This is a genomic window from Kitasatospora sp. MBT66 (assembly GCF_000710405.2).
Lineage (GTDB): Bacteria > Actinomycetota > Actinomycetes > Streptomycetales > Streptomycetaceae > Kitasatospora > Kitasatospora purpeofusca.
Map to the genome: position 1 here is coordinate 1023570 of NZ_JAIY01000006.1, position 13540 is coordinate 1037109.

General features: G+C 72.4%; 11 protein-coding genes and 1 tRNA gene. 1 reads left to right on the top strand and 11 read right to left on the bottom strand.

Annotated features, from left to right (window positions below; genetic code table 11):
- The 7 genes from BI06_RS16950 to BI06_RS16980 form a co-directional block, all read right to left on the bottom strand.
- On the bottom strand, positions 1-295 hold a 295-nt coding region (locus BI06_RS16950), incomplete at its 3' end, for a Rho termination factor N-terminal domain-containing protein (RefSeq protein WP_043468869.1).
- Positions 296-899: 604 nt separating this feature from the next.
- Positions 900-1835 carry a homoserine kinase gene (gene thrB / locus BI06_RS16955; RefSeq protein ID WP_030392798.1) on the bottom strand — a complete coding sequence of 312 codons (936 nt, stop codon included), beginning with the start codon at positions 1833-1835 and terminating at the stop codon, positions 900-902.
- A 381-nt stretch (positions 1836-2216) separates the two neighbouring features.
- Positions 2217-3314 carry a threonine synthase gene (gene thrC, locus BI06_RS16960; RefSeq protein WP_045941643.1) on the bottom strand — a complete coding sequence of 366 codons (1098 nt, stop codon included), beginning with the start codon at positions 3312-3314 and terminating at the stop codon, positions 2217-2219.
- A gap of 9 nt (positions 3315-3323) precedes the next feature.
- Positions 3324-4616 carry a homoserine dehydrogenase gene (locus BI06_RS16965; protein WP_030392800.1) on the bottom strand — a complete coding sequence of 431 codons (1293 nt, stop codon included), beginning with the start codon at positions 4614-4616 and terminating at the stop codon, positions 3324-3326.
- 139 nt (positions 4617-4755) lie between these two features.
- Positions 4756-6150 carry a diaminopimelate decarboxylase gene (gene lysA / locus BI06_RS16970; RefSeq protein WP_030392801.1) on the bottom strand — a complete coding sequence of 465 codons (1395 nt, stop codon included), beginning with the start codon at positions 6148-6150 and terminating at the stop codon, positions 4756-4758.
- 87 nt (positions 6151-6237) lie between these two features.
- Complete coding sequence (gene argS, locus BI06_RS16975; RefSeq protein ID WP_043468872.1) at positions 6238-7893, bottom strand: arginine--tRNA ligase; 1656 nt, start codon at positions 7891-7893, stop codon at positions 6238-6240.
- Between the two features lie 87 nt (positions 7894-7980).
- Entirely contained in the window at positions 7981-8418 is a 438-nt protein-coding gene (locus tag BI06_RS16980) for a response regulator (RefSeq protein WP_051741136.1), read from the bottom strand.
- A gap of 206 nt (positions 8419-8624) precedes the next feature.
- Here BI06_RS16980 and BI06_RS16985 point away from each other — a divergent pair.
- Positions 8625-8696 (top strand) — tRNA-Arg (locus BI06_RS16985).
- A 138-nt stretch (positions 8697-8834) separates the two neighbouring features.
- Here the strand turns inward: BI06_RS16985 and BI06_RS16990 are convergent.
- From BI06_RS16990 to BI06_RS17005, 4 genes are all read right to left on the bottom strand, one after another.
- Positions 8835-9680: an LppX_LprAFG lipoprotein gene (locus BI06_RS16990; protein WP_030392804.1), complete on the bottom strand. Its 846-nt coding sequence runs from the start codon at positions 9678-9680 to the stop codon at positions 8835-8837.
- 91 nt (positions 9681-9771) lie between these two features.
- Positions 9772-9987: a hypothetical protein gene (locus BI06_RS16995; RefSeq protein WP_043468875.1), complete on the bottom strand. Its 216-nt coding sequence runs from the start codon at positions 9985-9987 to the stop codon at positions 9772-9774.
- A gap of 807 nt (positions 9988-10794) precedes the next feature.
- Positions 10795-11808, bottom strand: a complete 1014-nt coding sequence (locus tag BI06_RS17000) for a serine protease (protein WP_051741138.1) — start codon at positions 11806-11808, stop codon at positions 10795-10797.
- Positions 11809-11966: 158 nt separating this feature from the next.
- Positions 11967-13523: an MFS transporter gene (locus BI06_RS17005; RefSeq protein ID WP_051741140.1), complete on the bottom strand. Its 1557-nt coding sequence runs from the start codon at positions 13521-13523 to the stop codon at positions 11967-11969.
- Between the last annotated feature and the right edge of the window lie 17 nt (positions 13524-13540).

Sequence of the window (13540 nt, forward strand, 5' to 3'; positions counted from 1 at the left end):
GCTCGGCGGTCTCGGCCTTGGCCGCACGCTTGGCGGCCGGAGCGGCGGTGGCGCCGGCGAGGAGCGGGTCGCCCCCGCTCTTCTCCTTGATGGTCTCGATCAGCTGGCTCTTGCGCATCCGCCCGGTACCGGTGATGCCCAGGTCACCGGCGAGCTTCTGCAGCTCAGCCAGGACCATGCCGTCCAGGCCCGCGGCGGCGGTGCGGCGGCGCCGCGCCGGGGCCGCGGGGGCGGCGGCGGCGTCCGACGCCTCGGCGTCCGGGCGCGCGCCCATCAGATCGGTGGTGTCGCTCACTAAGGGTCCTTCCCTGGAGCGGACGTCGGCCTGTCTGGCTCGGCGACCGGTTGTGCTGTCCTGACCAACGCTCGACTGCGTCGGTCCGAGGCGGTGTTCCCCCGGACGGCGGTGCCGGTCGGGGGAGAGCTGCGAGGTGCGGTGCTAGAAGCACGGTGGTGCTGAGTGGCGTGGCGGGACGGTCGTGTGCCGACCCTCCCCCCGGCCGCCGGCCGGGAGCTGCCCCCACGCTGCCTGCGAATCCCGGGCCCCCGTCGCGTGACGGTCGCCCGCGCTCCGCCCGTCCTGTTCCTCCAGGTGGGAGGCCGCGGGGTGGGAGTCAGGTGCCGTCACGGCTTCGGGATGCGGCCGCAAGTCGCGCAGGCAGGCTGCGTACGCGCTGCGGTGGGCTCCCGGAGAATCGTCGCCCCGTGCATCGCCTGGACTCCGCTGACGCGGAGTGCTGGGATCGGGACGCGGCGCACCGAGCCCCGGAGGGCACCTGGTGCAGCAATGAGGTTAACACTACCGACCCCCTCAGACATTCCCCAGCCTTGCGCTTGCCAATCGTGTCCGGACGGCCCGGTGCCGGTGCACCGGGAGGGACCGCCGCGGACGGGGCGTTTCAGACGTCGAGCGGGAGCACCGAGGCTCCGGTCCGGTCGAGTTCGAGCCGGTGGGCGTCGAACGCCGGGCCGCCGGCGCCGTGGTCGGCCGCGAAGTCCAGCACCTTCTGCACGCCCGCCTCGTCGGTGAGCGCGAGCACGGTCGGACCGGCGCCGGAGATCACGGCGGGCACGTTCTCGGCCCGCAGCGCGGCCACCAGGGCGGCGCTGTCCGGCATCGCGGAGGCCCGGTAGTCCTGGTGGATCCGGTCCTCGGTGGCGGCGAGCAGCAGGTCGGGGCGCCGGGTCAGCGCCTCGACCAGCAGCGCGGACCGGCCCGCGTTGGCGGCGGCGTCGGCCAGCGGAACGGTCCTCGGCAGCAGCCCGCGGGCGGTCTCGGTGAGCACCTCGGTGGCCGGGACGAACACCACCGGGACGACCTCGGCGGAGGGCTCCAGGGCGATCGCCCGGGCCCGGTCCTCCTCGGTCCACGCCACGGTGAAGTTGCCGCGCAGGCAGGCCGCGACGTTGTCCGGGTGGCCCTCCAGCTCCGAGGCGAGCGCCAGCAGCGCGTCGTCGTCCAGGGCGGACGGGCCGCCGATGGTGACGGCGCGCGCGGCGACGATGCCGGCGCAGATCGCGGCGGACGAGGAGCCCAGGCCGCGACCGTGCGGTATGCGGTTGGCGCAGACGACTTCGAGGCCGCGCGGCTGGCCGCCGAGGCGGTCGAAGGCGGCGCGCATCGAGCGCACCAGCAGGTGGCGCTCGTCGCGGGGAAGCGTCTCGGCGCCCTCGCCCGCGATGTCGACGGAGAGCCCGGAGTCGGCGACCCGGACGACCACGTCGTCGTAGAGGCCCAGGGCGAGTCCGAAGGCGTCGAACCCCGGACCGAGGTTGGCGCTGGTCGCGGGGACCCGGACCCGGACGGCGGCGGCACGGAACGCAGGACCGGCCATGCGGTGGACTCTCCTGGGGAAATCGGGCGGCGCGAAGCGCGTCGGTGCGAGGGTGGGGAGCGGGCCGCGGGGCCCCGGCCGGGGCGGGCGGTCACATTCGGTGGTGCGGCCCGGAATGGGGTCGGACCCGGGGCATGTGCCACACGGCCGCACCCAGAGTATCGAAGACAGGTTCCACAGCGGTACACCCCGTGGGCCTTCGATCTGGTGTGTTGCCGGTTCTGGCCGGAATTCATGCTGGATTCGGATCCGAATCCAGCACTGAATTGACACAAAAGTGTCAGTCGAGAACGAGACCGGGCCGACCCCCGAAAGGGTCGGCCCGGGGTGGGGGGATGTTCATCCACCCGCCGTCCGCGAGGTGTTTCGCCGGACGCTCCGTCAGTCGAGCAGGCCCAGCTGCCGGGCGGCCGCCTCGGGGTCGATCGGGACGATCCGGGGCTGCGGCGCGCCGGCCACCGCCCAGTCCGGGTCCTTGAGGCCGTTGCCGGTCACGGTGCAGACGATCCGCTGCCCCGGGTCGACCAGGCCGGCCTCCGCCTTGGCCAGCAGCCCGGCCACCGAGGCGGCCGAGGCGGGCTCCACGAAGACGCCCTCCTGGGAGGCCAACAGCCGGTACGCGGAAAGAATCTGACGATCGGTCACCTTGTCGATGAGACCGCCCGATTCGTCCCGCGCGGCGAGCGCGAAGTCCCAGGAGGCCGGGTTGCCGATCCGGATCGCGGTGGCGATGGTCTGCGGCTTCAGCACCGGGGCGCCGTCCACGATCGGGGCCGAGCCGGAGGCCTGGAAGCCCCACATCCGCGGCGTGCGGGTGGCCAGGCCGTCCGTCGCGTACTCGCGGTAGCCCTTCCAGTACGCGGTGATGTTGCCCGCGTTGCCGACCGGCAGGACGTGGATGTCCGGGGCGTCGCCGAGCATGTCGACGATCTCGAAGGCGGCGGTCTTCTGGCCCTCGATCCGGACCGGGTTCACCGAGTTGACCAGCGCCACCGGGTACTTCTCGGACAGTTCACGCGCAAGGGTGAGGCAGTCGTCGAAGTTCCCGTCCACCTGGAGGATCTTCGCGCCGTGCACCAGCGCCTGGCCCATCTTGCCGAGGGCGATCTTGCCCTGCGGGACCAGTACCGCCGACACCATCCCGGCCCGCACCGCGTACGCGGCGGCGGAGGCGGAGGTGTTGCCGGTGGAGGCGCAGATGACGGCCTGGGCGCCGTCCTCCTTCGCCTTGGAGATGGCCATCGTCATGCCGCGGTCCTTGAAGGACCCGGTCGGGTTGGCGCCCTCGACCTTGAGGTAGACCTCGCAGCCGGTGCGCTCGGACAGCACCTGGGCGGGGACCAACGGGGTGCCGCCCTCCAGCAGGGTGACCACGGGGGTCGCCGCGCTGACCGGCAGGCGGTCCCGGTACTCCTCGATCAGACCCCGCCACTGGTGGGTGTGGGTGCCTCTGGCGGCGTTCTCGGCAACGCTGCTCATCATCTGTTCCTATTCCCCTTCGACCCGCATGGTGCTGGCCACGTCGCGCACGCTGTCGAGTGCGCGGAGCTTGTCGACCGTCGCCGACAGTGCGGCGTCGGTCGCACGGTGGGTGACCACGACGAGCGAGGCGTCGCCGTCGCGGCCCTGCTGGCGCACGGTGTCGATGGAGACGCCGTGCTCGGCGAAGACGGAGGCGACCTGGGCGAGCACCCCCGCGCGGTCGTCGACGTCCAGGCTGACGTGGTAGCGGGTGACGACCTCGTCCATCGGCTTGGCCGGCAGCTGGGTGTACACCGAGTCGCCGGGACCGGTGGCACCGGCGAGCTTGTTGCGGCAGACCGCGACGAGGTCGCCGAGGACCGCCGAGGCGGTCGGCGCGCCGCCCGCGCCCGGGCCGTAGAACATCAGCCGGCCGGCCGCCTCGGCCTCCACGAACACCGCGTTGTACGCCTCGCGGACCGAGGCCAGCGGGTGGGACAGCGGGATCATCGCCGGGTGGACCCGCGCGGTCACCGACTCGCCGTCGGCGGCCCGCTCGCAGATCGCCAGCAGTTTCACCACGCAGCCCATCTCCTTGGCGGAGGCGATGTCGGCGGCGGTCACCTCGGTGATGCCCTCGCGGTACACGTCCGCGGCGGTCACCTCGGTGTGGAAGGCGATGCCGGCCAGGATCGCGGCCTTGGCGGCGGCGTCGAAGCCCTCCACGTCGGCGGTCGGGTCGGCCTCGGCATACCCGAGCGCGGTGGCCTCCTCCAGCGCCTCCGAGTAACCGGCGCCGGTGGTGTCCATCTTGTCCAGGATGAAGTTGGTGGTGCCGTTGACGATGCCCAGCACCCGGTTCACCCGGTCGCCGGCCAGCGACTCGCGCAGCGGGCGCAGCAGCGGGATCGCGCCCGCCACCGCGGCCTCGTAGTAGAGGTCGACGCCGGCCGCGGCGGCGGCCGCGTGCAGCTCGGTGCCGTCCTGGGCGAGCAGTGCCTTGTTGGCGCTGACCACCGAGGCGCCCTGCGCGAACGCCGCCAGGATGAGGTTCTTGGACGGCTCGATGCCGCCCACCACCTCGATCACCACGTCGATGTCGCCCCGGTTGACCAGGGCCTCGGCATCGGTGGTGAGCAGGTGCTCGGGCACGCCCGGGCGGACCCGCCCCTGGCGCCGGACCGCGATGCCGGCGAGCTCGACCGGCGCGCCGATGCGCGCGGCGAGGTCGGCGGCGTCTGTCGTCATGATGCGCGCCACCTCGGAGCCCACCACACCACAGCCCAGCAACGCCACCTTCAGCGGCCGCGTACGCATCATCCGACTCCGCTCTGCATTCGTCGTTCTTCGGTCGTTCCGGCGGGCATTTCGGTGTCCCGCCGGACTTTCGGTCTGTACCAGTCTCCGGGACTTTCCGTACGGATCTACGGTCGTTCCATGATCTGAGACAAGGATTTCGTCATCCGATATCGAGACGCAGGAGATCCTCCTCCGTCTCGCGCCGGACGATCACCCGGGCCGCACCGTCCCGGACGGCGAGCACCGGAGGCTTCAGGGCGTGGTTGTAGTTGCTCGCCATCGAGCGGCAGTAGGCGCCGGTGGCGGGCACCGCGATCAGGTCGCCGGGGGCCAGGTCGGCCGGCAGGAAGGCGTCCCGCACGACGATGTCGCCGGACTCGCAGTGCTTGCCGACCACCCGGACCAGCATCGGTCCGGCGTCACTGGTGCGCGACACCAGGGCGACCGTGTACTCGGCGTCGTAGAGCGCGGTGCGGATGTTGTCGGACATCCCGCCGTCCACGCTGACATAGGTGCGCAGACCTTCGAGCGCCTTGACGGTGCCGACCTCGTACAGGGTGAACGCGGTCGGGCCGACGATCGCCCGGCCCGGCTCCACGCTCAGCCGGGGGGCGGTGAGGTTCGCGGCGGCGCACTCGCGGCGGACGATGTCGGCCAGCGCGGCCGCGATCTCGGCCGGCTCGCGCGGGTCGTCCTCGCTGGTGTAGGCGATGCCGAGGCCGCCGCCGAGGTCGATCTCGGGCAGCTCGACGCCGTGCTCGTCGCGGATCGAGGCCAGCAGGCCGACCACCCGGCGGGCGGCCACCTCGAAGCCGGCGGTGTCGAAGATCTGCGAGCCGATGTGCGAGTGGATGCCGCGCAGTTCGAGGCTCCCGGGGTGCGCCAGCACCCGGCGGACGGCCTCGGCGGCCGCTCCCCCGGTCAGCGAGAGGCCGAACTTCTGGTCCTCGTGCGCGGTGGCGATGAACTCGTGGGTGTGGGCCTCCACACCGACGGTGACCCGGATCAGCACCGGCTGGCGGACGCCCTGGCGTCCGGCTACGGCCGCCAGGCGCTCGATCTCCTCGTAGGAGTCGACCACGATGTGCCCGACCCCGGTTTTCACCGCGTTCTCGAGCTCGTCCACCGACTTGTTGTTGCCGTGCAGCGCGATCCGCTCCGGCGGCATCCCGGCGGCCAGCGCGACGGCGAGTTCGCCGGAGCTGCACACGTCGAGGTTGAGGCCCTCCTCGTGCAGCCAGCGCACGACCGCCTTGGAGAGGAACGCCTTGCCGGCGTAGTAGACGTCCGCGTCGGTGCCGAAGGCGTCCCGCCAGGCGCGCGCCCGGGAGCGGAAGTCGGCCTCGTCCATGACGTAGGCCGGGGTGCCGAACTCGGCGGCGACGCGGTTCACGTCCAGGCCGCCGACGGTGACCACGCCGTCGGCACCGCGCGCGACGGTCTCCGACCAGACCTTGGGGTCGAGCGCGTTCAGGTCGGCCGGCGGGGCCTGGTAGTGGCCCTCGGGCAGGACGTCACCGTGCCGGGGGCCTGCGGGATGTGCGGAGCGAGACATGTCCTCGGTTTCCTCGACCTATGGCGAGGGGCGGCGACGGTCCCCGTTGACCGTCAGCCGCCCCCGCAGTGCGCATGGGGGTGGTGCCTACATCCGCTCGGGCGACGTCACGCCAAGGAGCGTGAGCCCGTTGGCGATGACCGTGCGTGTCGCGTCGGCCAGCCAGAGCCGGGCGTGCGTGAGGTCGGTGACCTCCTCGTCGCCCTTCGGCAGGATCTGGCAGTTGTCGTAGAAGCGGTGGTACTTGCCCGCCAGGTCCTCCAGGTAGCGCGCGACCCGGTGCGGCTCGCGCAGCTCGCCGGCCGTCGCCAGGACCCGGGGGAACTCGCCGAGCTGGCCGAGCAGGTCGGACTCCCACTCGGTCGAGAGCAGCTCGGGTTTGAAGTCGTCCGAGCGCGTGATGCCCAGCTCGCCGGCCTTGCGCTGCACCGAGCACATCCGGGCGTGCGCGTACTGGACGTAGAAGACCGGGTTCTCGTTGGTCTGGCTGGTCAGCACGTTGATGTCGAGCGTGATGGTGGAGTCCGTGGAGGACCGCGCCAGGGTGTAGCGGGCCGCGTCCACGCCGATCCACTCGACCACGTCGTCGATGGTGATGATGTTGCCGGCCCGCTTGGACATCCGGACCTCTTCGCCGTCGCGAAGCATCTTCACGAACTGGCCGATCCGGACCTCGATGTTGCGGTCCATGTCGTCGCCCGCGCAGGCCGCGATGGCCTTGAGGCGGTTGACGTAGCCGTGGTGGTCCGCGCCCAGCATGTAGACCGAGACCTCGGCACCCCGGTCCCGCTTGGACAGGTAGTACGCGGCGTCGGCGGCGAAGTAGGTGGTCTCGCCGTCGGCCTTGATCAGGACGCGGTCCTTGTCGTCGCCGAAGTCGGTGGTGCGCAGCCAGATCGCGCCGTCCTGCTCGAAGACGTGGCCCTGCTCGCGCAGCCGCTCCATGGCCTTCTCGACGGCGCCGGAGTCGTGCAGCGACTTCTCCGAGAACCAGACGTCGAAGTGGGTGCCGAACTCCTCCATCGAGCGCTGGATCTCGGCCACCATGAGCTTGAGGCCCTCGGTGCGGAAGACCTCCAGCTGCTCGCCCTCGGAGAGGTCGAGCACGCCCGGGACGCCCTCGACGATCGCCTTGGCGATGTCGGCGATGTACTCGCCGACGTAGCCGTCCTCCGGGACGGGCTTGCCGTTGGCGGACGCCTGGAGCGACTTGGCGAACTTGGAGATCTGCACACCGGCGTCGTTGAGGTAGTACTCGGTGGTGACGTCGGCGCCGGAGGCGCGCAGCACCCGGGCCAGCGAGTCGCCGACGGCGGCCCAGCGGACGCCGCCGATGTGGATCGGGCCGGTCGGGTTGGCGGAGACGAACTCCAGGTTGATCTTCAGGCCCTTGAGGGCCTCGTTGCGGCCGAACCCGGCCCCGGCCTCGACGATGGTGCGCGCCAGCTCGCCCTGGGTGGCGGCGTCGAGGGTGATGTTCATGAAGCCCGGACCGGCGATGTCGACCTTGGTGACGCCGGTGATCCCTCGCAGGCGCTCGGCCAGCAGTTCGGCGACGGCTCGCGGCGGCTTGCCGGCCGGCTTCGCGAGCTGGAGGGCCACGTTGGTCGCGTAGTCGCCGTGGTCCCTGTTCTTGGGCCGCTCGATCGTCACGTGCTCGGGCACGGCGACGGCCAGCTCGCCCGCCTCGACGGCGGCGCTCACTGCGGCCTGGACTGCCTGGGAAAGCTCTGCGGGGGTCACGACGCCAAGCGTAGGCGAGAGGGGGTGGCCCCTCGCCACTCGGTTTGCCGGTTGAGACACCGGGGCACCCCGCTCGGGCCCGGTCACTCAGGCCCGATCACTCCGGCCTGTTCGCCCAGGGCGAAACCCGTCCACCGCCCCGCCGTCCCGCTCGCGCTCCATCAGCCGCCGCACCAGCGCGACCAGGTCCGCCGGATCGAAGGGCTTGCCGAGGTAGCCGTCCACCCCGACCGACTCCCCCAGGTCCAGATCGGCCGGCGAGCAGGCGCTGACGATCGCGATCGGCAGCAGCCGCGTCCCCGGCGCCGCCCGCAGCCGGGCCGCCGTCCGCAGGCCGTCCAGCCTCGGCATCATCACGTCCAGCGTCACCACGTCGGGCTTCACCTGGCGGACCACCTCCAGGCACTCGGCACCGTCGGCGGCGGTCACCACCTCGAAGCCCTCGAGCTCCAGGTTGACCCTGATCAGCTGGCGGATCACCTCGCTGTCGTCCACCACGAGGACCCGCCCGGACACTCCCGACACCTCACCGAGGGTATCGGCGGGCCCGCCGCCCCGTCCGGCCTTTGGCCACTTCCGCCCGGACCGCCTGCCCCGGGCTCGTCCCGGACCTCGTCCCGGACCTCGACGCGGACCTCGGGTCGGACCTCCGCGAAACCCGTGCACGGAGCACGGCGCGGGCCTGGTAGTGTTCTCCACGTCGAAGCGAACGCGACGACAACAACGAGCAAGCCCCCGTAGCTCAGGGGATAGAGCACCGCCCTCCGGAGGCGGGTGCGTAGGTTCGAATCCTACCGGGGGCACTTCGCAAGAAGTGCAGAACAGGCCCAGGCCAGTGGCGAGTTGCCACGGGACTGGGCCTGATTCGTTTTTCCGGCGCTCCCCGGCGGTGACGCCCGGTCAACCCGTGGGGCCGGGGCGCGGCCCCACGGGTGCGACGGTCAGCTCGCGGCGGCGGCACCCGCGCCGGCGGGGGCGGCGAAGGTCTCGGCGGGGCCGAAGTCGGTGAAGGTCACCTTGTTGACGGTCTTGGCGCCCTTGAGGACCACACCCTGCTCGACGTACCGGGTACGGCCCTGGGCGTCGATCCACTGGTCGAAGTCGAAGCCGGTGATGCCCTTGGCCTTCGACGAGCGGTAGGTGCGCGGGTCGATCTCGGCGATCTGCTCCAGGTCGACGTGGCCGGACAAGTGCTGCGTCGGGACGCCGTCACGGGTCTCCGCGCCCTTGCGGGCGGCCGGCCCCTGGGCCAGCAGCAGCTTCGCGTAGACCGTGTAGTCGAGCGCCGACCCCTCGGCGGACTTCGGCGCCTTGATCCACTGCTCGTCCGGGCCCATGCGGGTGTACGTGGCGTCGGCGGTGGTCACCGTCTCGACCACGAGGTCGGCCTCGGCGATCTTCATCTCGCCGCGACCGGTGTAGGCCGTGTTGAGGTTCTGCCGGGCGGTGGTGATCCCGGCAGCCTTGCCCCCGACCTCGGTGATCATCTTCAGGGAGACCGCGTAGGGCTCCTTGCTCGCGTTCTCCACGGCCTTCGCCGGATCGAAGTCCCCGGCCGGAGCGGCGGGGGTCGTGGCGACCGGCGCCGGGGTGGTGACGACCGGGGTCGGGGTCGGAGTCTCGGTGGCGGTGGGCGAGGGGGCGGCCGCGGTGGTCGCGGGCGCGGTGGCGGCGGTGGTCGCCGGGGCGGGGGCCGCCGCGTCCTTGTTCTCGGTGTCGTTGCAGGCGGTGAGCGCGGCCAGGGCGACGGCGGTCGCGGCGGCGGCGAGCACGGTGGTACGGCGCATCGTGGTGGAACTCCGGGGTGAACGGGCCGGCGGCCCGGTGAAGGTGAACGGTGGAACGGCTGCGGGGCGGCACACGCCCGGCGGGGTCAGGTCAGTCGGCGAGCGGACCGGGCCCGGTGAAGGTCTCGGCGGGGCCGAAGCCGCCGAAGGTGGCGACGGCCGCGGTCCGCTCGACACGGCGGGTGCGGCCCCGGGCGTCGATCGCCTGGTCCAGGTCGACGCTCCTGGCTCCCGCCGTGCTCGGCTCACGGTGCGCCACCGGGAAGGCGGAGGCGGTCGCGGCGGCGAGGACAGTGCTGCGGCGCACGGTGGTGAAGGCCCCCCAAGGCGGAAACCGATAGTCAGTGCGCGGAGAGCTTCCCACAGGCCGCGGCCACCGGTCGAACCGGATTTCGATCCGGCGTCCCGGCGGCCCGACAAGGCTTCACGGGGCTTTCGGAGCCGTCCGCCAGTCGGTCCATCAGACGGGCGGCGCGGCAGAGCACTTCGCGCCCGGCACCCTGGCCGGGGTGTTCGCGGACCCACCGAAAGCCGAGGTGGAAAACGCATCTCTTCTCGCGCGGGAAGTCGACCGGGTCGACTTCCCGCTCCGGGCTCGCTCCGGCCGAGCGCGGACCAGCCTCGGAGGAAATCGGGTTCGGGGTTGGGAGTGGGAAGTCGGCCGGACCGACTTCCCACTCCGCATCACCCGATCTCGGCCGGCCGCCCCTCGCTCGGGCCGAGCGAGGGGCAGCTGCTCAGGTCGAAGGTGAGGGCGCCGGTGAGAGCCGTTTCCGATGGCCTCCTCGCTGCACGTGGGGAGGCTGCCGGAACACCACCATCGCCATCCGGGGGCGCCGCTCGCCGACACCGTTCCCTTCTGGGGGGCCGAAGGTCACCAGGAGTGGGAAGTCGACGCCCCCGGCTTCCCAACTCCCGGGGGTTTCTCCGGTGGCTCCCTTGCCGCTCGCAAGGGAGCCACCGGAGCCGACCTGCGTCGCCACTGGAGTGGGAAGTCGGCCGGGCCGACTTCCTGTGCAAGGTCCGAAGCTGCCGGTCGGGCTCCGGCGGGGCCAGGGACGCGTTCCCGAAGGTCCGGCAGTGCTCGCAGCCTGGCGCCGGGCCGCCGGGCCGGTCAGGAGGCGGCTGCGGCGGCCGCCTCCTGGTAGAGGGCCGCGATGGTGTGGTCGAAGTAGGCGCTGTAGGAGATGTCGTCGGTGTCGCCGCCCTGCTGGTAGCCGCCGATGGCGCCGACGACGTGGCCGGTGGCGGTGGAGATCCAGGGGCCGCCGCTGGTGCCGCCGGGGTAGTCCGGGCAGTCGACGACCCGCTGGTAGGCGCTCTGGCGGCCGGTGGTGTTGGTGCACAGCAGGGGCTGCTCACCGCCCGCGGGGTAGCCGTAGAGCCGGACGGTGGTGCCGAAGGGCTCGTCGGTGCCGAGCGTGTTGCCGCCGACCACGTCCTCGACCCGGCGGCCGCTGTCGTCGGCGGCGGTCTCCAGGACGGCGAAGTCCTCGTCCTGGTCGCCGCCGTGGGACCAGCCGGTGGTGGTGTGCACGGCGGTGACCCGCCAGGTGCCGTACGGGGCCTTGCCGTCGCGGTAGCCCGGGGCGAAGGTGACGCCGCTCGGGTCGTCGATGCAGTGGGCGGCGGTGAGCAGCAGGTTCCCGGTGGTGCTGTGCAGCACGCTGGCGGTGCAGAAGTGGTTGCCCGGGCGGACGGTGCCGGTGAACAGGGCCCCGACGGTGGCCGCCTCGGGGGTGGCCGGGGCGGTGGCGGTGGTGCCGAGGGGCCCGTCGGCGGGGGTGGGGGCGGCCGTCGTGGGCGCGGGCGTGGGAGCGGGAGTGGGCGTAGGAGTCGCAGTGGCGGTGGGCGTGGCCGACTCCGTGGCCGGATCCGGTGCCGAGGGCTCCGAGGACACCGACGGCTCCGTCCCCGTGACCGGGACGGCCGCGGGGACGCTGGGCGTGCCCGGGACCGGCGGCGCGACGGCGGCCGAGGTGGCCGGGGAGGCGACGGCGGTGGCCCTCGGGCTCAGGCTGTGGGTGCCCACCACCACGACCGCCACGGTGAGGACGGACAGCGCCGTGGTGACCAGGGTCGGCGCCAGGAAACGGCGGCGGGGAGTACGGCGGCGGTGCTGGCCCATGCTCGGTCGGCTCCTGCCCTGGTCGGCGGCGGTGCGGGGTCGGTCCCGACTATGGCGTCCCGAGCTGGGAGGGTCGTGATGCGTCGCTGGGAACGGCATGAGAATTCAGCCGGTCGCCCCCGTCCGGGCGGTCCGCGGGCGGGGGCGACCGGGTCGGGTCAGGTGGTCCGCTGTTGCTGGTGGGCCGTGGCCTGGGCCGGTGCTCCCGCGCTCGCCGGGGCCTCGGCGGCGGTGCCGGTCGCCCCGGTGGCCTCGCCCGGCGCGGGCCGGTGGTCGATCATCAGGAAGGCGATCAGCGCGGCCAGCAGCAGGATGCCCATGGCGACCCAGGTGGCGATCACATAGCCGTGCACCGCGCCCTGGGCCTGGACCGCCGGGTCCCCGGCGGTGGTGATCCGGGCGGCGATCCAGCTCGCGGTGGCACTGGCCGCGATGGTGTTGAGCAGCGCGGTGCCGAAGGAGCCGCCGACCTGCTGGGCCGAGTTGATGGTGGCCGAGGCGGCGCCGGCCTCGTTCGGCGCGACGCCGAGGGTGGCCAGGCTCATCGACGGCATGAAGATCAGGCCCATGCCGAAGCCGAGCAGCAGTTCGGCGGGCAGCACCATGCCGGCCCAGGGGCTGTCCACCTTCATCTGGGTCAGCCAGGCCATGCCGGCGGCGGCCAGCAGCAGTCCCGGTCCGATCAGGTTGCGGGACGGCACCCTGGTCATCAGCCGGGCCGCGAAGCCGGTGGAGCTGATGACGATGGCCGCCGTCATCGGCAGGAAGGAGACTCCGGACATCACCGGCGAGAAGTGCTTGATGACCTGCAGGTAGTAGGTCAGGAACAGGAACAGGCCGAACATGCCGATCATCGCCAGGCCGACCGAGAGTGCGGCGCCGCCGCGGTTGCGCTCGGCCACGATGTGCAGCGGCAGCAGCGCGTGCGGGGTGCGCTTCTCGACCAGGACGAACAGCACGAGCAGCAGCACGCCGAACCCGAGCGAGCCGAGCACCAGCCAGTCGCCCCAGCCTCGGGTGACGGCCTCGGAGGTGCCGTAGACGATGGCGAGCAGGCCGCCGCAGCCGAGCACGGCGCCGGGCAGGTCGAGTCTGGTCCGGGTGCCCTTGCCGATGTGGTCGCGGGTCAGCACGGAGAACGCCGCGAAGGCGGTGGCGATCGCGATCGGGGTGTTCACGAACAGGCACCAGCGCCAGTTCAGGTACTCGGTGAGCAGGCCGCCGAGGAGCAGGCCGATCGCGGCGCCGCCGCCGGCGATGGCACCGAAGATGCCGAAGGCGGTGCTCCGCTCCTTGGGATCGGTGAACGTCGTGGAGAGCAGTCCCAGGGCGGACGGGGCGAGCAGCGCGCCGAAGGCGCCCTGGAGGGCGCGGGCGGCGAAGAGCATGGTGGGCCCACTGGCGGCGCCGCCGATCGCCGAGGCGAGGGCGAAGCCGAGCAGGCCGACGGTGAAGACGCGCTTGCGGCCGAAGAGGTCGCCGAGGCGGCCGCCGAGGAGCAGGAGTCCGCCGAAGGCCAGCGTGTAGGCGGTGATCACCCACTGCCGGTCGGCGTCCGAGATCCCGAGATCCTTCTGGGCCGACGGGAGGGCGATGTTCACGATGGTGATGTCGAGGACGATCATCAGCTGGGCGATGGCGATGACGGCCAGGGCCCACCAGCGGCGGGAACCCGCCGTTCCATGACCGGTGGCAGCTTGGGCTTGGGAGGACACTTCGGGAGCCTTTCCGG

Coding starts and splice junctions, on each gene's coding strand:
- thrB (WP_030392798.1), bottom strand. CDS start 1,835: ATGGCCGGTCCTGCGTTCCGTGCCGCCGCCGTCCGGGTCCGGGTCCCC.
- thrC (WP_045941643.1), bottom strand. CDS start 3,314: ATGAGCAGCGTTGCCGAGAACGCCGCCAGAGGCACCCACACCCACCAG.
- BI06_RS16965 (WP_030392800.1), bottom strand. CDS start 4,616: ATGATGCGTACGCGGCCGCTGAAGGTGGCGTTGCTGGGCTGTGGTGTG.
- lysA (WP_030392801.1), bottom strand. CDS start 6,150: ATGTCTCGCTCCGCACATCCCGCAGGCCCCCGGCACGGTGACGTCCTG.
- BI06_RS16990 (WP_030392804.1), bottom strand. CDS start 9,680: ATGCGCCGTACCACCGTGCTCGCCGCCGCCGCGACCGCCGTCGCCCTG.
- BI06_RS17000 (WP_051741138.1), bottom strand. CDS start 11,808: ATGGGCCAGCACCGCCGCCGTACTCCCCGCCGCCGTTTCCTGGCGCCG.